The 25,654-nt window shown below is 63.8% G+C and carries 31 protein-coding genes; 20 read left to right on the forward strand and 11 right to left on the reverse strand.

The window, feature by feature from the left end; translation table 11 throughout:
* Positions 1 to 20: 20 nt before the first annotated feature.
* Positions 21 to 662 carry an FMN-binding negative transcriptional regulator gene (locus HYH08_RS02985; protein WP_220008236.1) on the forward strand — a complete coding sequence of 214 codons (642 nt, stop codon included), beginning with the start codon at positions 21 to 23 and terminating at the stop codon, positions 660 to 662.
* Between the two features lie 48 nt (positions 663 to 710).
* Positions 711 to 1,517, forward strand: a complete 807-nt coding sequence (gene pdxY / locus HYH08_RS02990; protein ID WP_220008237.1) for a pyridoxal kinase — start codon at positions 711 to 713, stop codon at positions 1,515 to 1,517.
* Positions 1,518 to 1,522: 5 nt separating this feature from the next.
* On the opposite strand, the gene HYH08_RS02995 is transcribed toward pdxY, so the two are convergent.
* Positions 1,523 to 2,821: a hypothetical protein gene (locus HYH08_RS02995; RefSeq protein WP_220008238.1), complete on the reverse strand. Its 1,299-nt coding sequence runs from the start codon at positions 2,819 to 2,821 to the stop codon at positions 1,523 to 1,525.
* A 307-nt stretch (positions 2,822 to 3,128) separates the two neighbouring features.
* On the opposite strand from HYH08_RS02995, the gene HYH08_RS03000 reads away from it, so the two are divergent.
* The 4 genes from HYH08_RS03000 to HYH08_RS03015 all read left to right on the forward strand — a co-directional run bounded on the left by HYH08_RS03000 (position 3,129) and on the right by HYH08_RS03015 (position 5,132).
* Positions 3,129 to 3,293 (forward strand): Flp family type IVb pilin, encoded by a 165-nt coding sequence (locus HYH08_RS03000; protein ID WP_220008351.1) that lies wholly within the window; start codon positions 3,129 to 3,131, stop codon positions 3,291 to 3,293.
* Positions 3,294 to 3,432: 139 nt separating this feature from the next.
* Positions 3,433 to 3,687 carry a hypothetical protein gene (locus HYH08_RS03005; protein ID WP_220008239.1) on the forward strand — a complete coding sequence of 85 codons (255 nt, stop codon included), beginning with the start codon at positions 3,433 to 3,435 and terminating at the stop codon, positions 3,685 to 3,687.
* A gap of 287 nt (positions 3,688 to 3,974) precedes the next feature.
* A complete protein-coding gene (locus HYH08_RS03010) occupies positions 3,975 to 4,121 on the forward strand; it encodes a hypothetical protein (protein ID WP_220008240.1) in 147 nt (48 codons plus the stop codon).
* A gap of 90 nt (positions 4,122 to 4,211) precedes the next feature.
* Positions 4,212 to 5,132: a DMT family transporter gene (locus HYH08_RS03015; protein ID WP_220008241.1), complete on the forward strand. Its 921-nt coding sequence runs from the start codon at positions 4,212 to 4,214 to the stop codon at positions 5,130 to 5,132.
* 16 nt (positions 5,133 to 5,148) lie between these two features.
* On the opposite strand, the gene HYH08_RS03020 is transcribed toward HYH08_RS03015, so the two are convergent.
* Positions 5,149 to 5,499, reverse strand: a complete 351-nt coding sequence (locus HYH08_RS03020; RefSeq protein WP_220008242.1) for a zinc ribbon domain-containing protein YjdM — start codon at positions 5,497 to 5,499, stop codon at positions 5,149 to 5,151.
* 197 nt (positions 5,500 to 5,696) lie between these two features.
* Here HYH08_RS03020 and HYH08_RS03025 point away from each other — a divergent pair, with 197 nt between their 5' ends.
* The 3 genes from HYH08_RS03025 (at position 5,697) to HYH08_RS03035 (ending at position 7,699) form a co-directional block, all read left to right on the forward strand.
* Complete coding sequence (locus tag HYH08_RS03025) at positions 5,697 to 6,233, forward strand: helix-turn-helix domain-containing protein (protein WP_220008243.1); 537 nt, start codon at positions 5,697 to 5,699, stop codon at positions 6,231 to 6,233.
* 255 nt (positions 6,234 to 6,488) lie between these two features.
* Complete coding sequence (locus tag HYH08_RS03030) at positions 6,489 to 7,304, forward strand: FkbM family methyltransferase (protein WP_220008244.1); 816 nt, start codon at positions 6,489 to 6,491, stop codon at positions 7,302 to 7,304.
* Between the two features lie 77 nt (positions 7,305 to 7,381).
* Positions 7,382 to 7,699: a non-ribosomal peptide synthetase family protein gene (locus HYH08_RS03035; RefSeq protein WP_220008245.1), complete on the forward strand. Its 318-nt coding sequence runs from the start codon at positions 7,382 to 7,384 to the stop codon at positions 7,697 to 7,699.
* 21 nt (positions 7,700 to 7,720) lie between these two features.
* Here HYH08_RS03035 and HYH08_RS03040 read toward each other — a convergent pair whose 3' ends face one another.
* Positions 7,721 to 7,939: a hypothetical protein gene (locus HYH08_RS03040; RefSeq protein ID WP_220008246.1), complete on the reverse strand. Its 219-nt coding sequence runs from the start codon at positions 7,937 to 7,939 to the stop codon at positions 7,721 to 7,723.
* Positions 7,940 to 8,069: 130 nt separating this feature from the next.
* On the reverse strand, positions 8,070 to 8,285 hold the full coding sequence (locus tag HYH08_RS03045; protein WP_220008247.1) for a hypothetical protein: 216 nt from the start codon (positions 8,283 to 8,285) through the stop codon (positions 8,070 to 8,072).
* A 168-nt stretch (positions 8,286 to 8,453) separates the two neighbouring features.
* Here HYH08_RS03045 and HYH08_RS03050 point away from each other — a divergent pair, with 168 nt between their 5' ends.
* The 3 genes from HYH08_RS03050 to HYH08_RS03060 all read left to right on the forward strand — a co-directional run bounded on the left by HYH08_RS03050 (position 8,454) and on the right by HYH08_RS03060 (position 10,937).
* Entirely contained in the window at positions 8,454 to 8,732 is a 279-nt protein-coding gene (locus HYH08_RS03050) for a hypothetical protein (RefSeq protein WP_220008248.1), read from the forward strand.
* 172 nt (positions 8,733 to 8,904) lie between these two features.
* On the forward strand, positions 8,905 to 9,882 hold the full coding sequence (locus HYH08_RS03055; RefSeq protein ID WP_220008249.1) for an ornithine cyclodeaminase family protein: 978 nt from the start codon (positions 8,905 to 8,907) through the stop codon (positions 9,880 to 9,882).
* A gap of 44 nt (positions 9,883 to 9,926) precedes the next feature.
* Positions 9,927 to 10,937, forward strand: a complete 1,011-nt coding sequence (locus HYH08_RS03060) for a Bug family tripartite tricarboxylate transporter substrate binding protein (protein WP_220008250.1) — start codon at positions 9,927 to 9,929, stop codon at positions 10,935 to 10,937.
* A 49-nt stretch (positions 10,938 to 10,986) separates the two neighbouring features.
* On the opposite strand, the gene HYH08_RS03065 is transcribed toward HYH08_RS03060, so the two are convergent.
* Positions 10,987 to 11,478 (reverse strand): nucleoside deaminase, encoded by a 492-nt coding sequence (locus HYH08_RS03065; RefSeq protein ID WP_228747469.1) that lies wholly within the window; start codon positions 11,476 to 11,478, stop codon positions 10,987 to 10,989.
* 6 nt (positions 11,479 to 11,484) lie between these two features.
* Positions 11,485 to 11,667: a hypothetical protein gene (locus tag HYH08_RS03070; protein WP_220008251.1), complete on the reverse strand. Its 183-nt coding sequence runs from the start codon at positions 11,665 to 11,667 to the stop codon at positions 11,485 to 11,487.
* A 133-nt stretch (positions 11,668 to 11,800) separates the two neighbouring features.
* Between HYH08_RS03070 and HYH08_RS03075 the strand changes: the two genes are divergently transcribed.
* From HYH08_RS03075 to HYH08_RS03085, 3 genes are all read left to right on the forward strand, one after another.
* Entirely contained in the window at positions 11,801 to 12,460 is a 660-nt protein-coding gene (locus tag HYH08_RS03075) for a cell envelope biogenesis protein TolA (RefSeq protein ID WP_220008252.1), read from the forward strand.
* Between the two features lie 71 nt (positions 12,461 to 12,531).
* Positions 12,532 to 13,095 (forward strand): type 1 glutamine amidotransferase domain-containing protein, encoded by a 564-nt coding sequence (locus tag HYH08_RS03080; protein WP_220008253.1) that lies wholly within the window; start codon positions 12,532 to 12,534, stop codon positions 13,093 to 13,095.
* Between the two features lie 103 nt (positions 13,096 to 13,198).
* Positions 13,199 to 13,465 (forward strand): DUF2312 domain-containing protein, encoded by a 267-nt coding sequence (locus HYH08_RS03085; protein ID WP_220008254.1) that lies wholly within the window; start codon positions 13,199 to 13,201, stop codon positions 13,463 to 13,465.
* Between the two features lie 205 nt (positions 13,466 to 13,670).
* On the opposite strand, the gene HYH08_RS03090 is transcribed toward HYH08_RS03085, so the two are convergent.
* Entirely contained in the window at positions 13,671 to 14,186 is a 516-nt protein-coding gene (locus HYH08_RS03090) for a ParB N-terminal domain-containing protein (protein ID WP_220008255.1), read from the reverse strand.
* Between the two features lie 251 nt (positions 14,187 to 14,437).
* Between HYH08_RS03090 and HYH08_RS03095 the strand changes: the two genes are divergently transcribed.
* The 3 genes from HYH08_RS03095 (at position 14,438) to HYH08_RS03105 (ending at position 16,373) form a co-directional block, all read left to right on the forward strand.
* Positions 14,438 to 14,797, forward strand: a complete 360-nt coding sequence (locus HYH08_RS03095; protein WP_220008256.1) for a c-type cytochrome — start codon at positions 14,438 to 14,440, stop codon at positions 14,795 to 14,797.
* Between the two features lie 89 nt (positions 14,798 to 14,886).
* A complete protein-coding gene (locus tag HYH08_RS03100; protein ID WP_220008257.1) occupies positions 14,887 to 15,339 on the forward strand; it encodes a pyridoxamine 5'-phosphate oxidase family protein in 453 nt (150 codons plus the stop codon).
* A 629-nt stretch (positions 15,340 to 15,968) separates the two neighbouring features.
* Positions 15,969 to 16,373 (forward strand): hypothetical protein, encoded by a 405-nt coding sequence (locus HYH08_RS03105; RefSeq protein ID WP_220008258.1) that lies wholly within the window; start codon positions 15,969 to 15,971, stop codon positions 16,371 to 16,373.
* A 372-nt stretch (positions 16,374 to 16,745) separates the two neighbouring features.
* Here the strand turns inward: HYH08_RS03105 and HYH08_RS37855 are convergent, their stop codons facing one another.
* The 3 genes from HYH08_RS37855 to HYH08_RS03120 form a co-directional block, all read right to left on the reverse strand.
* Complete coding sequence (locus HYH08_RS37855) at positions 16,746 to 16,937, reverse strand: DUF2158 domain-containing protein (RefSeq protein ID WP_220008259.1); 192 nt, start codon at positions 16,935 to 16,937, stop codon at positions 16,746 to 16,748.
* A gap of 8 nt (positions 16,938 to 16,945) precedes the next feature.
* Positions 16,946 to 17,575 carry a phosphatidylserine/phosphatidylglycerophosphate/cardiolipin synthase family protein gene (locus HYH08_RS03115; protein WP_220008260.1) on the reverse strand — a complete coding sequence of 210 codons (630 nt, stop codon included), beginning with the start codon at positions 17,573 to 17,575 and terminating at the stop codon, positions 16,946 to 16,948.
* A gap of 198 nt (positions 17,576 to 17,773) precedes the next feature.
* On the reverse strand, positions 17,774 to 21,544 hold the full coding sequence (locus tag HYH08_RS03120) for a vitamin B12-dependent ribonucleotide reductase (protein ID WP_220008261.1): 3,771 nt from the start codon (positions 21,542 to 21,544) through the stop codon (positions 17,774 to 17,776).
* A 764-nt stretch (positions 21,545 to 22,308) separates the two neighbouring features.
* Here HYH08_RS03120 and HYH08_RS03125 point away from each other — a divergent pair.
* Positions 22,309 to 23,205: a DMT family transporter gene (locus tag HYH08_RS03125; RefSeq protein ID WP_220008262.1), complete on the forward strand. Its 897-nt coding sequence runs from the start codon at positions 22,309 to 22,311 to the stop codon at positions 23,203 to 23,205.
* Positions 23,206 to 23,306: 101 nt separating this feature from the next.
* Here HYH08_RS03125 and HYH08_RS03130 read toward each other — a convergent pair whose 3' ends face one another.
* Entirely contained in the window at positions 23,307 to 24,218 is a 912-nt protein-coding gene (locus HYH08_RS03130; RefSeq protein ID WP_220008263.1) for a LysR family transcriptional regulator, read from the reverse strand.
* Between the two features lie 115 nt (positions 24,219 to 24,333).
* On the opposite strand from HYH08_RS03130, the gene HYH08_RS03135 reads away from it, so the two are divergent.
* Entirely contained in the window at positions 24,334 to 25,644 is a 1,311-nt protein-coding gene (locus tag HYH08_RS03135) for a CitMHS family transporter (RefSeq protein ID WP_220008264.1), read from the forward strand.
* Positions 25,645 to 25,654: the final 10 nt, after the last annotated feature.

Below are 25,654 nucleotides of genomic sequence, written 5' to 3' on the forward strand. Positions count from 1 at the left end.
TCAGCTCGAGTGCTCGCGCCATGCACGTCCTTCGGCCCCAGTTTCGCATCGAGGAGCAGCGCGCGCTGGAATTCGCTGGGCAGCGCGGCTTCGGCATGATCGTCGCGGCGGATGAGCGCGGCCCGCGGGCCTCGCATGTGCCGTTCGTGGTGGAACAGCGCGACGGCCAGACGATCGTGCAGATCCATTTCACGGCGAAGAATCCGCTCGTGCCGCTCGCGGATGGCTCGCGGCGCTTCCTGCTGATCGTCGCGGGCGACGATGCCTATGTTTCCAACGACTGGTATTCATCGCGCGACAACGTCTCGACCTGGCTCTACGAGGCGGTGCACCTGTCTGGCGTCGCGCATCTGCGGGAGCTCGACGAGAATCGCGGCCATGGCGATGCGCTGCTTGCGGTTGCCGAGGCGCGGTTGCCGAAACAGCCCTGGGACCTCGCGCAGATGGAGCCGGGTAAGCGTGAGAGCATGCTGGCCGCGATCCGTGTCGTCGATCTCGTCGTGGATCAGATCGAGGGGCAGGCCAAGCTCAACCAGCACAAGAGCGATGCCGATCATGTTGCGGTGGCAGGCCGGCTGGCGCAGTCGGAGGAGAGCGGCCATCGGCGGCTGGCGCGAAAGATGCAGGCGCTGCGGCCGGGGCTCGCGTACGATTTTTCGTGATCCGCGCTGCGCTTGCCACACGCAGCATTTGACCTTACGGACCTCCTCATGCTCGTCATCTCCATTCAAAGCCAGGTGGTCCACGGCCATGTCGGCAACAGCGCGGCCGCCTATGCCATGCAGGCGGAGGGCGTAAATGTCGCGGCGGTGCCGACGACGCTGCTGTCGAACCATCCGCGCTATCCGACCGTGCGCGGGCGCGTGCTGGAGAGCGAGCTCGTCGCCGACCTGCTGAAGGGTGTCGAGGAACGGGATCTGGTCGACGAGGCCGCGGTGCTGGTGACCGGCTATCTCGGCTCGCCCGGCAACGCCGCCGTGGTCGCCGACTTCGTCGAGCGCGCGCTGAATCGCAACGCGAAGCTGGTCTATCTCTGCGACCCCGTGATCGGCGATGACGGCCGCGTCTATGTCGCCGACGGCATTTTGGACGTGGTGCGGCACCGGCTCCTGCCGGCCGCCAACCTGATCACACCGAATCAGTTCGAGCTCGCGCTGCTCTCGGGCATCACGATCGCAGACGCGCAGGGTCTGCGCGCGGCATGCACCGCGCTCGCAGGGACCGGCCGCATCGATGTCGTTGCGACCGGCTGCACGCTCACGGACACGCCTGAGGGGCAGGTGGAGACGATCCTCTGCGCGGATGACAGGCTGGCGCGCTTTGCGACGCCGCGTCTGCCGATCCGTCCCTATGGTACTGGTGATCTCCTCACCGGTCTGATCGCGGCGCATCTGGCCAAGGGCATGGCCATGGAGGCGGCGGTGCGGCTCGCCGTCGAGACCATTTTTGCCGTGCTGGTGCGCACGCAGGACGCAGGGGCAGCCGAGATGCGCCTCGTACCGCTGCCGACGCAATAACGGCGTCAGGTCGTCCGCTTGGCGACCGACTGTGCCGACTTCTGCGGCTTGGCCGGGCTCTTCTGCTCGCGCGCCGCTTGAGCCTTTGGCGGCCTGGCCGTCGATTTGGCGCTGGCCACGGCGTGCGCCTTCTTTGGCTTGACGCTGGCTTCCTTGGTCGCAACGCCGCGCTTGGAGATGTATTCCGCGCCGTCGATCGGGCCGACATGCGGCGGATCGCGGCCGAGATAGGGCCGGCCGATGCCGAGCGCCTTGCCGTTGGCGTCGACCCACTTCCAGAGGATTTCAGTCGAGACCCAGCGCTGCGCGCGGTTACTGCCGGCGGTCGAGACGATGTCGGCGGCCATGCCGTGCCCATAGCCGCCGCGCGTGCTGCCGCCGTGATAGGAGCGGTCCGACGCAGCCTTCAGGCCGCTCGCGATCGACTGGCGATAATCGTCGCGGAAAGCGCTGGTGATGCCCGGCGAAAGGCCGGCAGCCTCGGCGGCGAGCAGCGTGCGAAACAGCTTTTGCTTGAAGCTCTTGTCCATGCCGCCGATGACGTAATCCATCATCGACATGCCGGCGTGCTCGGCCGCCTTCGGATCCTTCCAGCTAAAATCCTCGTCGACGAGCTTGGTGAAGCTGCGCATCACCGTGACCATCTTGCCCCTGCGCTTGACGGTGACGGCGCGGCGGTCCTCGACCTTGATCGAGTCTTCTTTCGGGGTGCGCTGGTACAGCGCCCAGAGATAGCGGTCGATGCAGGCGTCCATGACGAAGCATTCGTCGAGCACCGCGACGGTGTCGGCGGGCGGGGATGCCTTGCTCGCGACGGGCGCAGGCCCGCTCGCGATCGCCGCGGGCGACAGCGCTTCCGATGGCACGACATCGCCGGGATCGGCAGAGGCGAGCTTTATCGCGGGCTCCGGTGCGGGTGCGGCTTCGGCGGCGGCGGGCTCCGTTTCAGGCGCGAGCTGCGGTGCCGGCGGCGCCTCGGCCGGCAGGATCAGTGCCGGATCGGCAGACGCGAGCTTGATCGCCGGGGCGGGGGCTTCGGGCTCCGGTTCGATCGGCGCCGGTGCCGCAGCGACTGCCGCGGCGACGTCGGCGGTCAGTGCAATGCCATCCTCGATGGTTGCGGCATGCGGAACGTCGGCGAGCTCGATGCGGCCGACATCTTTGGCGCGCGAGACGGCGGCCGCATTGGCACCGCTGTTTTCGATGAGGGCCGGAGCGTAAGCAGCCAGAGACATCGCCAGCCAGCCCGCCATCACAGCCGAGGGGCACGAGACTGCCACAAGAAGAGACCGCCGATCATTCATGATCCCTGCCTCCAAAAGGTTCTCACCGAACCAGTTTGCACAGCGAGCTTACGCGGTGCGTCCATTGTTCGGAGGACGATGTGGCAGTGCAATGGCGCAATTCGGCGAGAACGGGCTTTTCGCGCAGGTGTTGCGCGGATGCAACGTAAGTTCCATTGCGATTTCAGGGGCTGAACAGATTGGGCAAATGCGACGTTCATTGTCGCCAAATTGCGGGTGGGGAATTTACTCAATCTTCGATTGTGGTCTGGCATTGCTCTCGCGCCGGCAACTTCCGGTGGAAATGGGAAGGACACGGACCGTGAAATTGAAATGCCTGTTGGCCGACTTTGCCGCCGATGAATCCGGCGCCACCGCGATCGAATACGGCCTGATCGCAGCGGGCATAGCGCTCGCCATCATCGAAGTCATCTACGCACTCGGCACCAATCTCGTGGCAAAGCTGCAGGCGCTGGCGACGGCGCTGAAATAGGACGGGACCGCGCAAATCGTTGTGAGGGTTAACGATTGCGCCCATGCGCAGGGCGCGATATTGCGATGCGGCAATGCATATCGCAATGCAGCAAATCAGGCTTAGATGTGCTCCGACACCACCCTTTGGAGCATCACCAATGAACAAGAAGACTTTGTCGATCGCAGCCGCCGCCCTCGTCATCGCGGGCTCGACAGCCACCTTCGCCGCGGAGCTGCCGGCCTATGAGGCGGGCGGCATTCCGGCATCGCCCGTGCAGGTCCGCGTGCTCGGTGCCGCGCATATCGAGCAACAGGTGGCGGCGCCCGCGACCAGCGTGACGGCGCTGCAGGCCGCGATCCTGACGCCGCGCAAGCTGAAGACCGCGACGGCGACCACGGGATCGGCTCGCTGATTCCGGTTGCAAGGTTCGAACGGATCGTCCCTAGCGCGCGATTCGGGTTTTAAGAAGGCTGAAGCCGCGTTTCCTCCCGGGAGCGCGGTTTTTCTTTGCTGGGCGCATTGTTTCGCGATCGTGCGCGGATCGAGAAGCAGGCACGAAGAAACAATCGCGCGCTCGCTGTGTTGTGTACGGCGGTTCAAGACGAGTGTGATCTTCTTAATAGTTGTTTTCGACATCTGGCCGCCTGATGCGCGCGCCGCATATTGAGCGGCCAATTATGGAATCATACTGGAGCCGTCATGCCCGTTGCGCAAAAAGCCGTTGTTGCCAGCACCTCGCCGCGTGAGTTCATCGTCAGGCATCTTGCGCTGTTTGCGGCGGCCGCCTTGTTCGTGTTCGTGCTGAGCCTCACTTACGGCCTCGATCTCAGCCCCGGGTTTTTCTGAGCGGCACAGCCCATCCGGATCGGCGGCCGCGTGCCTGCCTTGCACGCATATGGGTTGAGCCGCGGCTGCTGGCGAATTATCGCTTGATCCATGGATCAGCGGACGAGCGGCGCTGACGCTCTCATTGACAAAGGCGATGCGGCACCGGCGCTTGTTGGCGTCGTCTGCGGCCTGTCGGCGGCGCTGTTCTGGGCGCTCGGCTTTGCCGGCACGCGGCATGGCCTGAAGATCGGCTTCACGCCGGTCGATCTGCTGCTGCATCGTTATGTCTGGTCGGGCATCGCGTTCCTGCCCCTGGTGTTGCGCGCGGGCGTCTCCGATCTCTGCGGCATCGGCTGGGGCAGGGGCCTCGTGCTGATGGTGCTCGGCGGCCCCGTGATGTCGCTGATCGCCTACACCGGCTTCCTGTACGTGCCGCTCGGCCATGGCAGCGTGATCCAGCCGTCCTGCGCCACGCTCGGCGGCCTGCTGCTCGCGGCCGTGTTCCTGAAGGAGAGGATCTCCGCCTCGCGCGTGATGGGCGCCCTCGTGATCGTCGGCGGGCTCGGCGTGATCGGCGCCGAATCGATCGGCCATATCGGCGCCGACGGTGTGCAGGGCGATCTGATCTTCGTCCTGACCGGATTGATGTTCGCCGGCTTCGGTGCGCTGCTGCGGCACTGGCGCGTCTCCGCCGTATCGGCCGCGCTCGTCATCAACGTGCTGTCGCTGCTGCTCCTGCCGGTCTATGTCGCCAGCGGCGGGCTGGCCCGCATCATGGCGATCGGCTTGAGCGAAAACGCGATCCAGGCGCTGGCGCAGGGCGTGCTTGCGGGGCCCGCCGCGCTCTATCTCTACGCGGTCTCGGTGCAGCGCCTCGGGGTGGCCCGCGCGGCGATGTTTCCGGCCTGCGTGCCGGCGCTGACGCTGCTCACCGGCTGGCTGCTGCTCGGCGAGCCGCCGACGATGTTGCAGACCGCCGGCCTCGCGACGGTGCTGTGCGGGTTCTATCTGGCACAGCGGCAGCGATGAGTTCGCGCCCGCAAGCCTACGCCTTCTTCACGAACTCCGACTTCAAATTCATCGCGCCGATGCCGTCGATCTTGCAGGCGATGTTGTGGCCGTCGGTGGCCTCCTGCAGGCGGATGTTGCGGACCTTGGTGCCGCCCTTGACGATGGAGGAGGAGCCCTTGACCTTGAGGTCCTTCATCACGATGACGCTGTCGCCGTCGCTGAGCGCGTTGCCGTGGGCATCGCGCACGCCGGCCTCCTGTGCTGCGGGCGCAGCCACATCCCCCGCGGCGCTCCATTCATGGGCGCATTCCGGGCAGACCCAGAGATCGCGGTCCTGATAGGCGTGCTCGGAGCTGCATTTGGGGCATGTCATCGGTTCGGTCATCGTTGGCCTCGTCGCCTGTCGGGGGCGCGCTGCACGCTGTCCGCCGGAAAAGGTGGTTTGGGAGCAATTCCTTTACCATGGCGCCCGGTCGGGTTTGAAGCGCCGGAACCTTAGGAGTTCGGGAAAAATTCCGCGGTATCCATGTCCTGACAAGACGGATGCGCCGTTCGACGCATCCGCGAACGATTGGAGTCGTCATGAGCGAGCATCGCGCCGCCGTCAGACATCATACGCTGCGGACCGGACTGGTCGAATTCGACAACGGCACCGGCGCCATCGTCAGCGTGCCCTGCACGATTCGCGATGTCTCCGGCACCGGCGCGCGGCTGCAGCTCAACAGCTCGGCCTGGGTGCCGGAGCAGTTCGTGGTGATCTTCTCCAGCGGGTTGCGCAAGGATTGCCGGCTGGCCTGGCGCAAGGAGCGGCTGATCGGCGGCGCGTTCGCGGACGGCTATGCGAGCGAGGACGAGCAGGCCGCGATGATGACCGCGGACGAGCAGGCGCGCCACCGGCTCGGCATCGGCGCGCGCGTCAAGGCCGCGCGGCAGGCGCGTGGCTACACCGAGGCGCAGCTCGCCGAGCGCATCGGCGTCACGCCGGGCTTTCTGGCGCAGGCGGAGAGGGGCGAGGCCGACATTGCGCTGTATCAGCTGATGCACATCGCCGATTTGCTGATGGTTGGTCTTGACGGGCTCGTGGCAGGTCCCGTGCCCGAGGATGTCGACGCGGTGTGAGATTCGCAAGGCCGGAGGAGGCCGTCTCGACCAAAATTCCAAAACAACCCCATGCACAGTAGCCAAGTCGTTGCACGCGCATGCAATTGCGGATTTTTCGAAATTTTACTTGACCCGTCGGGCAAAACAGGTGCAAGATGTCATCGTGGCCAAGGTCGGGACCGATCGACCACGATCCCCCTCGCGCCGCGACAAGCCTCGCATAAGCCGGCCCTCGCATAGTGGCATCTGCTTCTTTGAAGGGGAGATTCCACCATGCCGATCGCGGGGCAAAAGCTGGCCTTCGTGCTGACCTCGTCCAACCATGGCACGATGATCGTCAATCGCTTCGACTATCGCATGGTCGGTCCCGACCGCGGCTATGGCGTCGGCTTCCAGATCCTGGAGACCGCCGCGTTCGATCCGAACGAGGTCAAGATCGCGCTCGAGCTGCTGGCGCTGCGGCGCAAGCACTTCGGCGACGGCGTAGTCGCGGTCGATTGCGGCGCCAATATCGGCGTGCACACGATCGAATGGGCCTCGGCGATGACGGGCTGGGGCTCGGTGATCGCAATCGAGGCCCAGGAGCGGATCTACTACGCGCTGGCCGGCAACATCGCCATCAACAACTGCTTCAACGCGCTCGCGGTGAATGCAGCCGTGTCGTCTGAATCGGGCACGATGCAGATCCCGAGCCCGAACTATTTCACGCCGTCGAGCTTCGGCAGCCTGGAATTGCGCCAGCGCCCCGGCAACGAATTCATCGGCCAGCCGATCGATTACACCGACAACACCGTCCTGGTCCGCAAGATGACACTGGACGAGCTCAACCTGCCGCGCCTCGATTTCATCAAGATCGACATCGAGGGCATGGAGCTGGAGGCGCTCGCGGGCGCGCGGGAGACGATCGCAAAATATCGCCCGATCCTGCTGATCGAGAAGATCAAGACCGACAACCGGCAGCTCGAGCAATGGCTGCAGGCCAACGGCTACCAGAGCATGGTGCTCGGCATCAACATTCTCGCCGTGCATCAGAGCGATGCCAGCCTGCGGGACATCAACCCGGTCCAGGGCGCGCGGCCAGCGGCGTAGCGCTCCGCACAGCGGCAGCCCGGCTGCGGACTCGCGGTTCCATTCCTATATGAGCGATGAGCCCATACAGGAATGCCATGCCCGACAAATCCGCAAATCCGATGATCGCGCGTTCGCGCCGCGCGGCACCCGTGCTGGTGTGCCGCAAATGCCTCAAGCGCAGCGACGAGGGCGCCGATGTCAGGCGCGCGCTCAAGTCGGAGTTGAAGGCGAGCAGGCCGGAGGGCGGCAAGCCGGCAAAGCTGGTCATGACTGGCTGCTTCGGTCTCTGTCCGAAGAAATCAGTGGTGGTTGCGAGTGGCGCCAGCCTGATGCGGCAGGAATACGTGCTGGTCGCGGGCCGCGATCAGGTGCCGCGGGCGCTGGCGCTGCTGAACGGCGAGGGCGAGGGATGAGCGGCGTCCCGGAAACCGGGATCACCGGCCCTTGCTGCGCGCGCGCTTCCGCGGCTGCAATTTCGGCGCCACCAGTTTCAGCGTGATTCCGTGCTGCCAAGCGCGGGCTCGAATGGCCTTTTCGCTGCGCGCGAGGGTGGTTGCGATCTCGTCGGCGCGCAGGCCTGACGCCGCCAACGCCTTCAGCCGCTCGTGCTCCTCGGCCGTCCAGCGTTTCACCAACGGCCAGGTCGACTGCATCAGACCGATTCTCCCGCGACTTGCTTCGGCTTTCGCATAGCGGGGCGAATTTGCCGCGTATGTGCACTTGTGAACAGGGGCGTGCAAGGGGCGCGGCGGAAAGGCTCGTCGTCGCCGCGCAAGCTAGAGCCTATTTCTGCACGACGGTCTGGGCGCCGGCTTGCGCCGGGGCGGGCTCCCAGGGCGCCGGCAGGATGACGCGGATCGGCCGCACCTCGCCGGCATGGTCGCTCGCGCTGGAGGCGATCCGCGCCGGCTGGTCCTTGGCGCCCTCGGCCGCAGCCACCGCGATGGATGCCAGGATGAAACTCGCCGCGATCACTACAGCCCTTAAATCAAAGATCATTGTCGCCGTCCTCCGTTGGCACAGAGAACGGCGCAGCGCTAAAAAAGTTCAGGGAAAAAGATGCAACAGCGCATGGGCAATGGCGACCGCAGCCGATCCGGCTTCGCTTCGTTTTGACTTGCCTCGGCCGGCGTCCTCCAGCACTGTCTGGTCGAAGGAGATCAACGCATGACCATCAAGACCATCGCCTGCGCGCTCGGAACGGCCCTGCTGCTGTCGAGCCTTGCAACGTCCGCCACCGAGGCCCGGACGCGCAAGGTCGTCGTTCGCGCGCCGCAGGAGCGGCTCGTCGTCACCGCGCCCGTGCTGCGGCCGACGCCGTGGGATTACAACGTGGTGCCGCGCTATCGCTATCGCCCCGAGGACGACAAGGTCGATCCCTATGGCCCGCCGCTGGTGCCGTCCTTTGTGCGCTATGAGGGATGGCGCTGGCCGTATTGGTGGTAGCGGCAACAATGCGTAGGGTGGGCAAAGCGCAGCGTGCCCACGCATCTTCCGTGATGGAGAGAGATCGTGGGCACGGCGCAAGCGCGCCTTTGCCCACCCTACAGAACTGCGAAACCCATCATCGTCTCGGTTGCGGGTTGATGGGGTTTTTGTTCGCTGCAAAGGCGACGCCATGACGCTGAATCTTGCGGATGACGAACTGCTCTATCTGTCGCAGGCGGATGTCGTCGCATGCGATGCGCAGGTCGGCGAACTGGAGGCCGCGCTCCGGCATGCCTTCCTTCGCCGCGCCGAAGGCGGGGTCTGGTCGCATCCCAAGGTCACGATCAGCGCAGGCGGGGCCAACATCTTCCGCGGCAAGGGCGCGGTAATGGATCGGCCGGGCTATGCGGCTTTCAAGTGGTTCGGCTATTTCCCCGGCAACAGCAATGGGGTGCCGGACTTCATGCCGCTGATCGTTCTCAACGAGATCGAGACCGGACGGCCGGTGGCCATCATGGATGGCGTTTGGATTTCGGCGATCCGCACCGCGCTGATCTCGCTCGTCGCGGCCCGCTTCATGGCGCGCGCTGACGCCGGCACGATCGGTTTTCTGGCGTGCGGCGCCCAGGCGCGAAGCCATCTGGACGTGTTCGCCGCGGCGTTTCCCTTGACCCATGTCGTTGCGTTCAGCCGCCGCCTCGAAACGGCTGAGGCCTTCGCCGCCACGGCCCGCGAGAAAGGCCTGCAAGCGCGCGCCGTGTCCGATCCGCGCGCGGCGATCGAAGGCTGTGACATCGTCATCAGCTCCATTCCGCATGGTGCGGCAGACAACAGGCAGCTCGATGCCAGCTGGGTCGGGCCGGGCACCTTCGTCTCCTCGGTGGATCTCGGCTTCGGCTGGCGGCGCGACAGTCTTGCCGCCTTCGATCGCACAATGACCGATGACCGCGAGCAGAGCACCGCCGGTCCCAACGGAGTGCTGAATTACGACGGACCGTTCGCGGGCGATATCGCCGATCTCGTGTCCGGTCGCATCGTCGGGCGCGCCCATCGCGACGAGCGCAATGCCTTGATCTTTTCGGGCGCGGGCCTCGCGGATCTCGCCGCCGCGGCCTTCATTTATGAAGCGGCACGCGCCAAGGGCATCGGAACGCGATTGCCACGTTGAACGGATGTCAACGCGTGTCGCACGCGTTCGGAATGGAGCGCAGGATGAGCAAGAATTCGTCGTTTGGACAGCAGAAGACCATGATGGGTCGCCGGCGATTCATTGGGCTCGTCGGTGGCTCCGCCGCGCTGCTGGCCGCGCCCCGGATCGCATCGGCGCAGGCCTATCCCGATCGTCCGGTTCGTGCCATCGTCACGTTTGCGCCCGGCGGCACCGCCGATGTCTATGCGCGCCTGGCCTGCCAGTATCTTTCGGAGAAGCTTGGACAGCGCTTCGTCGTGGAGAACATCGCGGGTGCGACCGGCAACCGCGGAACGGTCCAGGCGGCGCGGTCGGAGCCTGACGGCTACACGATCCTTTTCGCGCTGAGCACGCATGCGGTCAACGCGTCGGTCTTCACCAACATTCCATATGATCCGATCGCGGATTTCGTCGCCATCAACCTGTCGGTGTCCTCGACGCACGTGGTCTCCGTCAATCCCTCCGTCCCGGTCAAGAATGCGAAGGAGCTGGTGGCTTACCTGAAAGCGCGTTCCAATCAGAATTACGCGCATGGCGGCGTCGGCACCCAGGCGCATCTTCTCGCCGAGCGCTTCAGGGTGAGCCAGAAGCTCGATATCGTCGGCGTGCCGTTTCCAGGCGCGGGCCCGGCGGTTCAGGCCGTGGTCGGCAACCATGTGCCGATCGGGTGGAGCACGATGGCATCGGCCGGACCGATGATATCAGGGCGGCAACTCAACGCGCTCGCGGTCACCGGGAAGGCCCGCTCGAAACTGCTTCCCGATGTTCCGACGATGATCGAGCAGGGTTTCCCCGAGATCCAGGGTGACACCTGGGTCGGCGTGATGGCGCCGAAGGGGACGCCGGACAGCGTGGTCACGATCATCAACAACGCGATCGGCGATTTCCTGCAGCAGCCGGCGGCGCAGCAGCGCCTTGCCGAGGTCGGCTTCGACGTCGTGAACAAGGGCCCGGCCGAATTTTCCCGCATCCTGGTCGAGGAGACCGGGTTCTGGAAGAAGATCGTGGAAGAGACGGGTGTGAAGGTCGAATAGGTTCGTGAGGCCAGGGCTGCCCGGCGCCACGGCGGCCTGCAACGGACGGTCAGATGTTGCCCTGTTCGCTCTCGGGCACCTTGTCCCAGGGGCGGTAGTACAGCCGGGCGCATTCCTCGCGCAGCACGCCGCCCGAGATGGTGAGATCGTCGCGATAGGCCTTTGCGACGAAGTCGAGCGTGTCGATATGGCGCGCCTCGAAATACATCCGGTGGACGTCGTCGCGGCCGGCGCCGTAGACGATGCGCGCGACCTTCGACCAGATCGAGGCCATCGTGCACATGCCGCAGGGCTGCAGCGTGGTGTAGAGCGTGGCGCCGCGTAGCTCGCCGTTCTCGAACCTGAAGCCGGCGGCCCGGATCGCCTCGATCTCGGCATGGGCGACGGCGTCGCGATGCTCGGCGACATGGTTGAACTCGGCGGCGAGCAGCCGCCCGTCCCGCACGATGACGCAGCCGATCGGGCTCAGCGAAGGATCGGTGCCCTTCGCGCGCGCCACGCGCAGCGCCTCGGCCATCCAGTGCGCGTCATCCTCTTTCATTTCAGGCTATTTGGGCTCGATCCGCAGCTTGGGATCGGTCGGCAGCACTTTTGCGCCGGCATCCGCCGCGGCCTGCTCCGTGGTGACGGTGCGCCCGGCGTCGGCTTCCTTGGCCGGCAGCAGCAGCAGGCCGGCGGCGCCGAGGGCGAGGCTGGCAAGGACGGCGATGGTGATTGGCAGGGTGCGCATGTGCGGATAATCGCATGAGTCGAGCTTTGTTCCTGAGGGCTCTCTCCGGTCGCCGCAGTAAGCCGCTGCCCTTGCGGAGCGCGGGCGAAGTTGATGGGATCGCTGCGCATCGGAAGTGAGCCTTGAGGACGACATGGCAAAAAAGCCGTCACGAAAGCTGAAGACCTATCAGACCTCGCTCGGCTTCTACGACCAGGCGGTCGCCGCGCCCTCGATGAAGGCGGCGCTGGAGGCGTTCGGCGCGAGGTCCAACCTGTTTCATCAGGGCATCGCGAAGGAGACTGACGATCCCGATATCGTCGCTGCGACGATGGCCGCGCCTGGCGTCGTGCTCAAGCGGCCGGTCGGATCGGACGGCGCGTTCACCACGCATGCCGAGCTGCCGACGGATCTCACTGAGGACAGCCGCACCCCGAAGCGCAGAGCCAGATCCAGGCCGAAGAAAGCTGCGTCCAAAGGCGCGGCCAAGCGCGCCGCCAAGGGAGCAGCAAGGTCCGAGACCGACGATCGACAGGCGCGCGCCGCCGCCGCGGCCTTTGCGCGGGAACAGGAGCGGCGCGACATCGCCCGCCACAAGGAAGAGGCGGAACTCGCCAAGGCCCGCGCGCGGCGGGAGAAGGCGGTCGCGGCCGCGGAGGCGGCGCTGGAGGAGGCGAGGGGCGAACATCAGGCGCGGGCGGAGGAGATCGAAGCCGAGCGCGCCGCGCTGGACGAACGCGAAGCGACCGAGCAAGCGAGGTGGGAGAAACAGCGGAAGAAGCTGGACGAAGCGGTTCGCCGGGCGCGGGAGTAGTGCTGAGCGCGAGGAACGAAATGCGACAGCCTCGATTGGTTGGGCTTACCTCACCACCAATGGAGACACGGATGGAACTGTCCGGGAAAAAGATCGCGATTCTCGCCACCAATGGCTTCGAGCAATCCGAGCTCGAAGTGCCCCGCGATACGCTCAAGGCGGCCGGTGCGACCGTGGAGATCGTTTCGCTGCAGGCGGGCGAGATCAAGGGCTGGGACCTGAAGGATTGGGGCCGCCCGGTCAAGGTCGACAAGACCCTCGACCAGGTATCGCCTGCCGACTATGACGCGCTGGTGCTGCCCGGCGGCCAGATCAACCCTGACCTGCTGCGGGTCGAGCCGAAAGCGCTGCAATTCATCAAGAGCATCTTCGATGCCAAGAAGGTCGTCGCCGCGGTCTGCCATGCACCCTGGCTGCTGATCGAGACCGGGATCGCCAAGGGCCGCCGGATGACCTCCTACAAATCGATCAAGACCGACGTCGCCAATGCCGGCGCGAAGTGGGAGGATGCGGAGGTCGTCGTCGACCAGGGCATCATCACCTCGCGCAACCCCGGCGACCTCAAGGCGTTCAGCGCCAAGATCATCGAGGAGGTGAAGGAAGGGCGTCACACGCAGCGCAGCAACGCGGCGTAAGCGCGATTGCATGCCGGGCAGGGTGATGCGCGGGCCTCTTGGGTTAACAGATTGGTCATGTCTTTGCGGTCATTTTCGCGACCTCAGTCAGCAAAGAGGCACCATGTCCGACATCACCATTCCCGGCGGCAAGATCCGTTCCTTTGTCGAGCGGATCGAGAACCTCGACAGCGAAATGCAGGAGTTGAGCGAGCAGAAGAAGGAAGTGTTTGCGGAAGCCAAGGGCGAAGGCTTCGACGTGAAGATCCTCAAGGAGATCATCAAGCTGCGCAAGGAAGACAAGAACGAGCGCGACGAGCGCGAAGGCTTGCTGGACCTCTATTTGCGCGCGATGGAGACGGCTTCGCCGGAGCAGGCGAAAGCGGCCTGAGATGGCTCAATGATCGAGAGATGGCCGCGATCCCTGGATTGCGGCCATCACGGTGGCAACCAAAAGGTGGAGCGTAGCGGAACTCCCCGTCATTCCGGGGCGCGCGAAGCGCGAGCCCGGAATCCATTGCGCCCCGCGTGATGCCCACCCGATGGACTCCGGGCTCGCGCCCAAGCGGGCGTGCCCCGGAATGACGGCGTCGCCCTCAATAGCGGCCGCCGCTGCCCTTTTGCTGATTGATCCAGGCCGACAATGATTGCGGCGGCGCTTTCACGGTGCGCCCCGGTGATCCCTTTGCATTGTCGCGGCCGCCTTTCGCCGCACGGGTGCGCGACGCCTCCGTTGCGCCGGCGCTCCGCGAGCCAGCCATCGCTGCCTCCGCGGCTTCCTTCTCCAGGCGCAACTGCTTCAACCGCGCCATCTTGAGGCGCTCTGCCTCCACTTCGGGTCGCTCAGTGAGCTGCGGTTTGTGCTGAGCAAGTTCCGCGGAGACCAGGACGCCGAGAATGCTCGTCTCGCCGAGCGCCTTGCAGGCCTCCAGCCGATGCAGTCCCTCGACCAGGACGAGCCGGTCGCCGTCGCGCTTGATCGAAATGGGCTCCTGTTGACCGATCTCCAGAATGCTGTCCGCGATCTCCGCCACGGTCTCGGGCTTGAGGGCTTTCTTCTGCTTCGTCGGAACGAAGATCGTCTCGATCGGGAAGCTTTCCGGTTTGGGCATAAGGCACTCCGCTTCGACCGGGCACGTCGGAACCCATGCCGGTACAGTTAGGAGTTTAGGAAGGCAAGGGCCAGACCGCAAAGGCAATTTCGGGGGCAGGAGGTGAGGAAAAATGCGAAAGCGCTCGTGAGGTCCAAGTTCGTCCCTGAGAGCTGAGCGCATCATCTCCCTCATCCTTTGACAGGGATCAATTCCGCCCGCTTGCGCCGGTCTACGCTTGTGAAGCTGTCCAGCAGTGACGGGATATGGCCATGTCGCGGAGCATTCGCAGTTATGTCGGCCTCGCCATCCTGATCGGGTTGTCGGTGCTGTTTCTTGTCATGGTCGTCCGCAGCGCCAGCGGGGCCTCCAGGGCAGCCGCACGCACGGCAACGGAGGGGCATCGTCTCGCGCAAGCCTGGTGCCAGACCTGTCACGCGATCGAGCCCGGCATCGCCGGACTGTTCGATCAGGCTCCGAGCTTCGAAGCCATCGCAAACCGCAACGGCACCACCGCGCTATCGTTGAAGGTCTTCTTGAAGACCAGCCATCAGAACATGCCGAATCTGGTCATCGCGCCCGATCAGGCCGACGCGCTGGCGAGCTACATTCTCAGCCTGCGGCGCGACTAGTTGACGGTTGGGCCTCGCGATTGAGGCGCCTCAACCCCATCGCGCGCGCGAGCGGATATCCTCATCGGACCGACATGGAGACGCGCGCGATGGACGATGCGATCAGACAAAAGATCCAGACGTTGCTGGACCGGCACCGCACGATGCGGATTGCGACCTTGCGGGCGGACGGCTGGCCGCAGGTGACGACCGTCGGCTATGCCAACGAAGGTTTCACCATCTATTTCCTGTGCGGCATCGACAGCCAGAAAGCGCAAAACCTGGCTCGCGACGACCGGGTCTCGCTCGCGATCGACGATGACCCGGCGGAGGTGATGGAGATCACCGGCCTCTCCATGGCGGCGCGGGCACGCGCCCTGACCGATCCCGTCGAAATCGAGAAGGCGATCGGCCTCGTGATGTCGCGCTATCCCGAGCAGAAGGCCGCCGGCCTGCCGATGCCGAACCCATCCGAGCTTCGCCTGATCGCCCTGACCCCGACCGTGATCTCGCTGCTCGACTATTCCAAGGGATTCGGACACACAGACTTGGTGATGTGTTGAGGGTGCGCAGGATGGGTTGCGCTCTTGCGAAAATCCATCATCTCTCCTCGCACATCTCGCCGATGGGTTTCGCAAGAGCTCAACCCATCCTACGGGCTGGAGCCTCTGTCATGTCTCACCCCGCATGGCGCATTTGCGCGAGGACTTATCAATGACAAAAATTCTTAATTACAAGCAAAATTATGCATCAGGTGGCGTCTGACTGCAATGCGTCTTAAACGTGCACATGCAGGTCAAGCTTGGAAAAGCGCTTCGTTAACATTAGGCGTTGCGTACGAGCCGAACCCGTAGAACGGAGCGCGGAAATTAAGTGCACTGTCACCGTAATTTAAAGGAGTTTTGGCGACGGGGTAACGGAGATGAAGTTGATTGCGGTAACGGCGTGCGTGATCGGGGCGTACTCGTCATGGCTCGGAATTTAGATTGATGGGTTTCGCAGGCTCAACCCATCCTACGGGCTCCGGTGCAGAGGCTGGGTAGGCCAGCGCGTGCCCCGCAGCTTGCTTTTCGCAAGGGAACGGTCGGGACACTTGATCGGGCTACCTCGAATCCCCAGCTAAGAAGGCAGCGAAGCCTCCCAATTTCGGGACCTCTTTCCTTCGCGGAAACTCATTGTATGGAGATCAAGAATGCCTGTTACTGTTTCGTACGATCTGACTAATGCTGGTACAAACGATCGCAACTACATCCGTAGCATGTTCGAACGTTTCGGCTGGAAGCGTCTCGGCGGCAGTGTGCTCCGTTACAGTAAGCCTGAAGACGAGGAAGACTGGCTCAACGAAGTTGTACCAGCGTTGATGATCTTCCGATCTTATGTTCAGGCCAAAGGCATCGACATCAAGTTCTTCACTATTGATACCAATAGCGTCGCCCACATCGACTGGAGCGATTCAGATAACCTTCTTGGTGACACCCCCAACGACGGAGACGATCTAGCGCTCCATGCACCTACGAATAACCAATCCTCTGAAAGCCGCTGTCGGCGGGCTGTCGATGTCGTCAAGGCCTTGTTTGAGGCTGGCGGAGAGGATTAACGGCGCCGATGGCATATGACAGCGACAGCGGATACTTACACTTGACCCCTAACGGATGGGAGCGCGCGGACGAGGAGCCGTTTCCAGCCGATCGGATCGAAACTTGGGAATATACGATGTCGCAGGCATCGGGGTGGTCGAAAGAACAGCGTTCTCTGTCTTGTATTTGGGCTAGGCCGGATATGAGTCGGAAAGAGCGCGATGAGGTGCGCAAGAAATTTGACGCTCCCTATGGTTTCGGTGATCGCTCTCGGTATCGGTCTGGCCGAATGGGTGAGCCACTTTAGATTTGATAAGCCGTTCCGTCGTCAGCCCAAGGCGTGAGGACCACCATCTGCGCGCATTGATCCGTATTGCCTCGGTCAGACGATACTACGGCTCTATGAGCTTTAAGGAAGTTACTGGGAACGTTGTTCCTTCCTGTTTCCACGGAGCCTTATCTTGGATAAACCATTCACAAAAGGCCATACTTACGCCGTCTTCGTGATTGACCCACGCCACGGTCATTAGTGGTCCCCCGGACTTCAATTGGACTACGCTGCCGGGTCTGATCTCGTTGGACATTCGGTGCCTCAAACAACAATCGTAGAATTCAACCAAATGCTCTCATAAGACGCGATCTTAAGTGAAGCGATATCGTCCGCACGAACGATTTCTGCCGGGGATCGTTTTGCAAAGTCCTTGAGGGATTGGGTAACTGTCCAAGCCTCAGATCTATCGATAAAAATGGCTCTATCGTGAAGAGCCTTTTGCGAAGCCAATCGAACTTCCAAGGGGCGACGGTCGAACTGAGCCTTCCATCTGCTGGCTGCTGGAGCAAGGTTTGGTCTTGCTGTTGCTTGATCCGTCAATAGTCGAAGTGTCACCCCCTCATTCAGCACTCCTCCAAAATCAATGAGGACAGTGTCATCCATATAGGGGTCAACAACCAAAACGTCATGCTTGGCTGCTGACATAACCTTGGCAATTGCGGCATATGCGTCGAAGCTGCTTCCAACAGGAATGAAAGCGCCCTGAGCTCCCGGGGGTGACGCTAGTTCGGCTGCCGCGAGAACTTTATAGAGCGTCAGCATCAAGCTCTGTTGCGCCATTGCTCGTGTTGTTGGTTGAGCGAGCTTCGGCTTCGCTAAGGTGAACTCGGCTAGCGCGGCCACATCACCACTAGTGGCAACCAGAGCCTCAGCTCGGCCAAGCCATGTCATCTGATCTGCCGATAGGAGACCTATCCCGCCAAACGCGGGAGCCGACTCGATCAGGCGTCCAACGCGCCTATAAAGCTCTTCCGGCTGCATCTGTTTTGGGGGCATTGAGCTAACACCAAAGTATTGTGGGCGGGGGGATACTACCCTCCGCCCATCAATATCGTCAGTCGTTTGTGCCGTGATCGTATTTTGCGAGGATCACGAACACCCCGTCGTGCTGCCGCAAGTATCGCACTTCATACAGGTCCCATTCCGCACCAGCGTGAAGTTGCCGCACTCGCTGCACATCTCGCCCTCGTAGCCCTTGGCCTTGGCTTCGGCGCGGCGCTCGGCCTTGCTGGGGGCTGCGACCGCGGCGCTGCCGGCCTTGCTCCACTGCAGCTGCTCCAGCTTCTCCGTGGGGGAGAGGTCGTGGGCGACTTCCTGCTTCAAGGCGACGGCGCCTTCCAGGACGTCGCCGACGCGGGCGCTGGCGCCGTGCGCGGCCAGCGCCGTGACCTTGCTGCCGCCTGACGGCGCGCTGTCATTGCCCGAGACCACTGCGGCAGAGCCGCCGCGCATCACCACCAGGTTGTCGGTCCGCGAGCGGGTGAGGCCGCGCGAGACCAGTTTGGTGGCGTGGTGGGCGCCGTCCTCGTCCGGCTCCTTGCCTTCCTCGACGCCCTTGCCGAGCGCGTCGAAGCCGGTCTCGTTGGGATCGACATGGGCGAGATCGAAGCGCGACATGTAGCTCACCGCGAGCTCGCGGAAGACGTAGTCGAGGATCGAGGTCGCATACTTGATGCTGTCGTTGCCCTGCACGGGGCCCGCCGGCTCGAAGCGGGTAAAGGTGAAGGCGTCGACATATTCATCGAGCGGCACGCCGTATTGCAGACCGAGGGAAACCGCGATCGCAAAATTGTTGATGAAGGAGCGGAGCGCGGCGCCTTCCTTGTGCATGTCGATGAAGATCTCGCCGAGACGGCCGTCGTCATATTCGCCGGTGCGGAGATAGACTTTATGTCCGCCGACGACCGCCTTCTGGGTGTAGCCCTTGCGGCGATCCGGCATCTTCTCGCGCTCGCGCATCACCACGATGCGCTCGACCAGCTTCTCGACGACCTTTTCGGCCACTTGCGTGGTGCGCGCCGCCATCGGCTTGTCGTGCAGCAGCTCGACCGCATCGTCCTCGTCCTCATCGTCGCTGATGAGCTGCGAGTTGAGCGGCTGAGACAGCTTGGAGCCGTCGCGATAGAGCGCGTTGGCCTTCAAGGCAAGCTTCCACGACAGCATGTAGGCGGACTTGCAGTCCTCCACCGTGGCGTCGTTCGGCATGTTGATGGTCTTGGAGATCGCACCCGAGATGAAGGGCTGCGCCGCCGCCATCATGCGGATGTGGCTCTCGACCGACAGATAACGCTTGCCGATCTTGCCGCAGGGGTTGGCGCAGTCGAACACGGCATAGTGCTCGGCCTTCAGGTGCGGGGCACCTTCGACGGTCATCGCGCCGCAGATGTGGACGTTGGCCGCCTCGATCTCGCGCTTGGTGAAGCCGACGGCCTGGAGCAGGTCGAAGCCCGGAGCCGCAATGGCTTCGGCGCCGATGCCGAGCTGGTCGCGGATGAAATCCTCGCCAAAGGTCCACTTGTTGAAGGCGAACTTGATGTCGAAGGCGGTCGGCAGCGCCTTTTCGACTTTTGCAATCGCTTCGTCGGTGAAGCCCTTCGACTTCAAGGTCGAGGCGTTGATGCCGGGGGCGTTGGAGAGGGAGCCGTGGCCGACGGCGTAGGCCTCGATCTCCGCGATCTCGCTCTCGCGATAGCCGAGCGCGCGGAGCGCTGCGGGCACCGCGCGGTTGATGATCTTGAAGTAGCCGCCGCCGGCGAGCTTCTTGAACTTCACCAGCGCGAAGTCGGGCTCGATGCCGGTGGTGTCGCAATCCATGACGAGGCCGATCGTGCCGGTCGGCGCGATCACCGTGGTCTGAGCGTTGCGATAGCCGTGCTGCTCGCCGAGTTCGAGCGCCGCATCCCAGGCCGCCTTGGCATGGGCGACGATGTCTTGTTGCGGGCACGAGGCGTGGTCGAGCGGCACCGGGTTGACGCTGAGCGCCTCGTAGCCGGAGGACTCACCGTGCGCGGCGCGGCGGTGGTTGCGGATGACGCGCAGCATGTGCGCGGCGTTCTTCTTGTAGCCGGGGAAGGTGCCGAGCTCGGCCGCCATCTCCGCCGAGGTCTTGTAGGTGATGCCGGTCATGACCGCGGTCAGCGCGCCGCAGAGCGCACGGCCTTCCTTGGAGTCGTAGGACAGGCCCATGGTCATCAAGAGGCCGCCGATATTGGCGTAGCCGAGGCCGAGCGTGCGGAACTCGTAGGAGAGCTCGGCGATCGCGCGCGAGGGGAACTGCGCCATCATGACCGAGATTTCCAGCACGATGGTCCAGAGCCGGCAGAGGTGCTCGTAGCCCTTCACGTCGAACTGTTTTGTTTCCGTGTTGTAGAAGGTCAGCAGGTTCGCCGACGCGAGGTTACACGCGGTGTCGTCCAGGAACATGTATTCCGAGCACGGGTTCGACGCGCGGATGTCGCCGGACGCCTTGCAGGTGTGCCAGTCGTTCATGGTGGTGTTGAAGTGCAGGCCCGGGTCGGCCGACGCCCAGGCGGCGTAGCCGATCTTTTCCCAGAGGTCGCGCGCCTTCAGCGTCTTCGTCACCTTCTTGGAGGTGCGGGCGTTCAGGTTCCAGTCGCCGTCGGTCTCGACCGCGCGCAGAAAATCGTCCTTCAGCGAGACCGAGTTGTTGGAGTTCTGCCCCGAAACGGTGAGGTAGGCTTCGCTGTCCCAGTCGGTGTCGTAGGTGTCGAACTGGATGTCCTTGTAGCCCTGCTTCGCGAACTGGATGACGCGCTTGATGTAATTGTCAGGCACGAGGCTGCGGCGCGCGAGCTTGATCTCGCGGCGGAGCGCCGGGTTCTTCTCGGGGTCGAAGCAATCGTCGCCCGAGCCTTCGCAGTTGACGCAGGCCTTCAGCACCGCCTTGAGGTGCTTCTGGTTGATCTTGGATCCGGTGACGAGGGCGGCAACCTTCTGCTCCTCCTTCACCTTCCAGTCGATATAGGTCTCAATGTCGGGGTGATCGACGTCGACGACGACCATCTTGGCCGCGCGGCGCGTGGTGCCGCCCGACTTGATCGCCCCGGCGGCGCGGTCGCCGATCTTGAGGAAGCTCATCAGGCCGCTGGAGCGGCCGCCGCCCGACAGCTTCTCGCCTTCGCCGCGCAGGCGGGAGAAGTTGGAGCCGGTGCCCGAGCCGTATTTGAACAGGCGGGCTTCACGGACCCAGAGATCCATGATGCCGCCTTCGTTGACGAGGTCGTCACCGACGCCCTGGATGAAGCAGGCGTGCGGCTGCGGATGCTCGTAGGCCGACTTGGACTTGGTCAGCTTGCCGGTGAAGGGGTCGACGTAATAATGGCCCTGGCCGGGGCCGTCGATGCCATAGGCCCAATGAAGACCGGTGTTGAACCATTGCGGCGAGTTCGGCGCGACCATCTGCATCGCGAGCATGTAGCGGAGCTCGTCGTAGAAGGTCTGCGCGTCCTCGTCGGACGAGAAGTACTTGCCCTTCCAGCCCCAATAGGTCCAGCAGCCGGCGAGGCGGTCGAACACCTGCTTGGCGCTGAGCTCGCTGACATAGCGCTCCTTCTCGGGGAGAGCGGCGAGCGCCTCGGTGTCGGGTACGGAGCGCCACAGGAAGGAGGGGACGGATTCCTCTTCGACCTTCTTCAGGCGCGCGGCGACGCCGGCTTTGCGGAAATACTTCTGGGCGAGCACGTCGGAGGCGACCTGCGACCATTCGGCCGGGACCTCGACGCCGTCCATTTTGAACACGACCGAGCCGTCGGGATTGCGAATCTCCGACGTGGTCAGGCGGAATTCGATTCCCGCATAAGGTGACTGTCCCGAAGTCGTGTGGCGCCGCTCAATCCGCATGGTCTTGCCCCGTCCTATTCTTTGACCGACAGCCTCCGTTCAGGCGTGCCGGGTCGACATTTCATTTCGCGTTTCCACCCAGGCCTCATCGGCCCTTAGGCACCGCAGTTCAGACCGGTGGATCCGGCCCTGTTTCTCGCGACGCGATGGCTCGATGCGTGCATCGATCACCCGCCGGCATGCCCAGCTTCATCCGCCCCCAAGGGGATGAGGCCGACATGCGTTCAACGCCCCACAGTCACAACGTCCACTGATGCCATCCGAGCCTGTTGCCGGCCCGTTCTGGCGCCCGAAAAATCCGCGTTCTCAGGGCAGACAAGCCCTCATCCCGCTGCCTTCGTCTGGCCAGGCGGAGTGCAGTTTTGCGGACCCTTTGGGGGAGTGCCGGCGGGACGCAAACTCACTCGCGCCGAACGGATCGAAAGCTAGGACTCTCCAAAGCGCCCGTCAAGAACTAGTGCGAGTTCCTGAATCAAATACTAAATATGGTGGATTGCGGGGGATAACAGGGGGCAAGCCCGCGCCTGTTGTTGGCCCAAGTATCAGTGAGTCCTCAGGGATTCCCAACCGAAAAAATTTCCATCCCGTGATGTTCCGGACCCTTCCACCCGCTCTTCACAGGGCAGCTATATTTTGAGGCAACGGGCTTGCGCCGGCGGGACTCACGTAGCGGTACGGAAGCTGAGGGCAGGCATGCCCGCCGAGGTGGTGGTCGGGGGTGCGAATCCGCGCCAAGCTAAGCCTCCTTTTGCCGGACTGCCCACATGCTTGATTCGACTCGCCGGGATGCGCGGCCGCGCATCGCCCCGGCCGGCCTGATGTTCCTCGCGATCACCTCGATCGGCTGGGGCTTCAATTGGCCGGTGACCAAATTCCTCATCGGCGAACTGCCGCCGCTCACCCTGCGCGGCGTCACCGGCGTGCTCGGGGCTGCGCTGCTGGCGGCGCTGGCCCTGGTCCGCGGCGACAGCCTGAAGGTGGCGGCCAAGATCTGGCCGCGCCTCCTGACCGCCGCCATGCTCAACGTCACCGGCTGGATGGTGCTGATGGGGCTGGCGCTGCTCTGGCTGCCGGCGAGCGAGGCGGCACTGATCGCCTACACCATGCCGGTCTGGGCCTCGATCATCGCTTGGCCGGTGCTGGGCGAGCGACCGACGGTGCTGCGCACGCTCGGAATGGTGATGGCCTTTGTCGGGCTCGCCTCGATCATGGGCGGCAACGGCTTTGCCGCCAGCGCCGAGAAACTGCCGGGCATCGTCATGGTGCTGGTCGGCGCGGCCGGCTTCGCACTCGGCACCGTGTTCCTGAAGAAATACCCGATCCATCTGCCACCGATCACGGCCGCGGCCTGGCAGATCGGGATCGGCTGCCTGCCGATCTCGATCATCGGCGTCCTGGTCGAGACCACCCATCTGGACAGGGTGACGCCGGTCGGCTGGTGGCTGCTGGTCTATTCGACCGTGGTGCAGTTCTGCATCGCCTATGTCAGCTGGTTCGCCGCGCTCGCGCGCCTGCCGGCCTCGGTCGCCGCGATCGGCACCATGGCGGTGCCTGTGATCGGCGTCGTCGCCTCCGCGCTCGCGCTGCACGAGCCGCTGGGAGCAGGGCAGATCGCCGGGCTGGTCTTCACGCTCGCCGCGGTGGGGCTGGCGACGCGCTAAAGCATGATCCGGAAAAGTGCGAAGCGGTTTTCCGAAAAGATCATGCTCAAACAACCTAAAGCGCGATGACGATTCATCCCTGTCTCATCGCTCTTTAGGGTTCAGGATCGGCGTCCCGCGAACAGGCCGCGTCTGCTCGCCTGGAGATACTCCGCGAACAACCGGCTGAGCGGCGGAAGGGTCCGGTGCGCCTTCTTGATCAGCGCGACCGGCCGCGAAAAGTTGCTGTCGCTGATCCTGCGGCTGCGCAGCGAGGGTTCGGCAAAGATTTCGCGCGCTGACGTCGGCAGGATGGTGAGGCCTATGCCGGCCCGCACCATGCCGATGGCCGTCATCATATAGGTGGCTTCCGACGCCGGCGCCGGCAGAAGTCCCGATCGGTTGAAGGCGAGGTCGGTGACGGCCCTGACGCTGGTGCCCTGATCCATCATCACGAGCGGATATTGGGCCAGCACGCGCGCCGTGATGCGACGCTGCGCGCCGATCGGATGGGAGTCGGGGTAGACCACGCTCATCTCGTCGCGGGCCGTGAACAGGGTCTCGATATCGGGAAACGACACGTCTCCACCCGTCAGACCCAGATCCACCTCTTCGGAGCGAATGAGCGCCAGCACGCGACTGGCGATGACGTCCTTCAATGCGAAGGAGGCGCCGGGATTCTGCGTCCGGAAACCGCCGATCACGTCGGGCAGCACGCCGGCCGCAAAGGACGGCAGCGCCGCGATGCGGACGACGCCGCGCCGTTCGCCCGCGACATCGCGGGCATCGCTGAGCAGGGATTCAAGATCCTGCAACGTGCGTTCGAGCGCGGGCAGCAGCTCGCGCCCCATGCGGGTCAACGCGACCGATCGCGGATTGCGGTCGAACAGCCGTAGCCTCAGCGATTCCTCCAGCCGCCGGATCTGCACCGACAAGGTCGGCTGCGACACGTGCAGGACCGATGCCGCCTGGGTGAAGCTGCCGAGCTTGGCGACCGCGACGAAGGAGCGGAGTTGCCGGACGTTGATATCCATAACGTTTCTCTATCGCTGCGATTGAATCATTTCAATTGCCTAATGCCTGTCGACGCATTCAATTTGCGGCAAGTGTTCGGGAGCGATCCCGCGAAAAGAACGGTCAGGCGAGGACATGCACAATCTGGCGTTGCTCGGCGTTGCCACCATTGCGGTGCTGCTTCTGGTCATCATGACGAAGCGGATGTCGCCGCTCATCGCGCTCATTCTCATCCCGCTGGCTGCCTGCCTGATCGGCGGCTTCGGCTGGGACACCAGCAAGTTCATCGTCGGCGGCCTGCAGAGCCTCGCGCCCGTCGTCGGCATGTTCGTGTTCGCGATCCTGTTCTTCGGCGTGGTGACGGATGCGGGCATGCTGGACCCGATCATCGACCGCATCCTGCGCACCGTCGGGACACGGCCGACGCGGATCGTCATGGGCACGACCCTGCTGGCCCTGCTGATCCATCTCGACGGCTCCGGCGCCGTCACCTTTCTCATCACCATTCCGGCGATGCTGCCCTTGTACGATCGCCTCGGCATCGATCGCCGCATTCTCGCCTGTGCGGCCTCGCTGGCCGCCGGCGTGAACTTCCTGCCCTGGACCGGCCCCATGATCCGGGCCGCGGCGTCGCTCAAGCTGCCGATCCCCGAGATATTCAACCCGCTGGTGCCGGTTCAGCTGGCCGGCATCGTCTTCATTTTCGCCGTCTCCTACTGGCTGGGGCGCAGGGAAGAGAAGCGGCTCGGCCTGCAAGCCGGAGCGTCCGTCGACGTCCAGGCACAACGAACCCTGAGCGAAGCCGAGCTCAAGCTGCGGCGGCCGCGCAACTTCTGGATCAACATCGTGCTGACCGTGATCGTGCTCGGGACCATGGTCGCTCTCGGGGACAAACTGGCGCCCGCGATCGTGTTCATGATCGGCACCTGTCTGGCGCTTCTCATCAACTATCCCAATGTCGACGACCAGCGCCGGCGTGTGGATGCACATGCGAGGGCGGCGCTGCTGATGGCCTCGATCCTGCTCGCGGCGGGCGTGTTCACGGGCATCATGCAGGGTTCAGGGATGTTGAAGGCGATGGCGCAGGATGCCGTCGGCTTCGTGCCGGCGGGCGCAGCGAAATTCATGCCGGTCGTGCTCGGCGTCGTTGCGATGCCGCTCAGCCTCCTGTTCGATCCGGACTCGTTTTATTTCGGCGTTCTCCCCGTTCTAGCCGAGGTCGGGGGACAGCTCGGCGTGCCCAAGGTCCAGCTTGCGCAGGCCGCCTTGCTGGGGCAGATGACGACGGGTTTTCCGGTGAGCCCGTTGACGCCCGCGACGTTCCTGGTCGTCGGCCTGACCGGCATCGATCTCGCCGACCATCAGAAGTTCACGATACCGTTTCTCTTTGCCGCATCCGTGGTGATGACGATAGCCTGCGTCTGTCTCGGCCTTTTCCCGCTGTAGCGAGGTGATG

The organism is Bradyrhizobium sp. BR 10289 (assembly GCF_019455385.1).
Lineage (GTDB): Bacteria > Pseudomonadota > Alphaproteobacteria > Rhizobiales > Xanthobacteraceae > Bradyrhizobium.

What these genes read in the sequence shown, in the direction of transcription:
- HYH08_RS03115 (WP_220008260.1), bottom strand. Translation starts at nt 17,575, where the DNA reads ATGACATGGCTTGGCCGAGCTGAGGCTCTGGTTGCCACTAGTGGTGAT.
- HYH08_RS03030 (WP_220008244.1), top strand. Translation starts at nt 6,489, where the DNA reads ATGCCGATCGCGGGGCAAAAGCTGGCCTTCGTGCTGACCTCGTCCAAC.
- HYH08_RS03040 (WP_220008246.1), bottom strand. Translation starts at nt 7,939, where the DNA reads ATGCAGTCGACCTGGCCGTTGGTGAAACGCTGGACGGCCGAGGAGCAC.
- HYH08_RS03055 (WP_220008249.1), top strand. Translation starts at nt 8,905, where the DNA reads ATGACGCTGAATCTTGCGGATGACGAACTGCTCTATCTGTCGCAGGCG.
- HYH08_RS03025 (WP_220008243.1), top strand. Translation starts at nt 5,697, where the DNA reads ATGAGCGAGCATCGCGCCGCCGTCAGACATCATACGCTGCGGACCGGA.
- HYH08_RS03105 (WP_220008258.1), top strand. Translation starts at nt 15,969, where the DNA reads ATGCCTGTTACTGTTTCGTACGATCTGACTAATGCTGGTACAAACGAT.
- HYH08_RS03135 (WP_220008264.1), top strand. Translation starts at nt 24,334, where the DNA reads ATGCACAATCTGGCGTTGCTCGGCGTTGCCACCATTGCGGTGCTGCTT.
- HYH08_RS03060 (WP_220008250.1), top strand. Translation starts at nt 9,927, where the DNA reads ATGAGCAAGAATTCGTCGTTTGGACAGCAGAAGACCATGATGGGTCGC.
- HYH08_RS03010 (WP_220008240.1), top strand. Translation starts at nt 3,975, where the DNA reads ATGCCCGTTGCGCAAAAAGCCGTTGTTGCCAGCACCTCGCCGCGTGAG.
- HYH08_RS03095 (WP_220008256.1), top strand. Translation starts at nt 14,438, where the DNA reads ATGTCGCGGAGCATTCGCAGTTATGTCGGCCTCGCCATCCTGATCGGG.
- HYH08_RS03100 (WP_220008257.1), top strand. Translation starts at nt 14,887, where the DNA reads ATGGACGATGCGATCAGACAAAAGATCCAGACGTTGCTGGACCGGCAC.
- HYH08_RS03125 (WP_220008262.1), top strand. Translation starts at nt 22,309, where the DNA reads ATGCTTGATTCGACTCGCCGGGATGCGCGGCCGCGCATCGCCCCGGCC.
- HYH08_RS03045 (WP_220008247.1), bottom strand. Translation starts at nt 8,285, where the DNA reads ATGATCTTTGATTTAAGGGCTGTAGTGATCGCGGCGAGTTTCATCCTG.
- HYH08_RS03130 (WP_220008263.1), bottom strand. Translation starts at nt 24,218, where the DNA reads ATGGATATCAACGTCCGGCAACTCCGCTCCTTCGTCGCGGTCGCCAAG.
- HYH08_RS03015 (WP_220008241.1), top strand. Translation starts at nt 4,212, where the DNA reads ATGGATCAGCGGACGAGCGGCGCTGACGCTCTCATTGACAAAGGCGAT.
- HYH08_RS02985 (WP_220008236.1), top strand. Translation starts at nt 21, where the DNA reads ATGCACGTCCTTCGGCCCCAGTTTCGCATCGAGGAGCAGCGCGCGCTG.
- HYH08_RS37855 (WP_220008259.1), bottom strand. Translation starts at nt 16,937, where the DNA reads ATGTCCAACGAGATCAGACCCGGCAGCGTAGTCCAATTGAAGTCCGGG.
- HYH08_RS03090 (WP_220008255.1), bottom strand. Translation starts at nt 14,186, where the DNA reads ATGCCCAAACCGGAAAGCTTCCCGATCGAGACGATCTTCGTTCCGACG.
- HYH08_RS02995 (WP_220008238.1), bottom strand. Translation starts at nt 2,821, where the DNA reads ATGAATGATCGGCGGTCTCTTCTTGTGGCAGTCTCGTGCCCCTCGGCT.
- HYH08_RS03035 (WP_220008245.1), top strand. Translation starts at nt 7,382, where the DNA reads ATGCCCGACAAATCCGCAAATCCGATGATCGCGCGTTCGCGCCGCGCG.
- HYH08_RS03085 (WP_220008254.1), top strand. Translation starts at nt 13,199, where the DNA reads ATGTCCGACATCACCATTCCCGGCGGCAAGATCCGTTCCTTTGTCGAG.
- HYH08_RS03070 (WP_220008251.1), bottom strand. Translation starts at nt 11,667, where the DNA reads ATGCGCACCCTGCCAATCACCATCGCCGTCCTTGCCAGCCTCGCCCTC.
- HYH08_RS03080 (WP_220008253.1), top strand. Translation starts at nt 12,532, where the DNA reads ATGGAACTGTCCGGGAAAAAGATCGCGATTCTCGCCACCAATGGCTTC.
- HYH08_RS03120 (WP_220008261.1), bottom strand. Translation starts at nt 21,544, where the DNA reads ATGCGGATTGAGCGGCGCCACACGACTTCGGGACAGTCACCTTATGCG.
- pdxY (WP_220008237.1), top strand. Translation starts at nt 711, where the DNA reads ATGCTCGTCATCTCCATTCAAAGCCAGGTGGTCCACGGCCATGTCGGC.
- HYH08_RS03075 (WP_220008252.1), top strand. Translation starts at nt 11,801, where the DNA reads ATGGCAAAAAAGCCGTCACGAAAGCTGAAGACCTATCAGACCTCGCTC.
- HYH08_RS03005 (WP_220008239.1), top strand. Translation starts at nt 3,433, where the DNA reads ATGAACAAGAAGACTTTGTCGATCGCAGCCGCCGCCCTCGTCATCGCG.
- HYH08_RS03020 (WP_220008242.1), bottom strand. Translation starts at nt 5,499, where the DNA reads ATGACCGAACCGATGACATGCCCCAAATGCAGCTCCGAGCACGCCTAT.
- HYH08_RS03050 (WP_220008248.1), top strand. Translation starts at nt 8,454, where the DNA reads ATGACCATCAAGACCATCGCCTGCGCGCTCGGAACGGCCCTGCTGCTG.
- HYH08_RS03065 (WP_228747469.1), bottom strand. Translation starts at nt 11,478, where the DNA reads ATGAAAGAGGATGACGCGCACTGGATGGCCGAGGCGCTGCGCGTGGCG.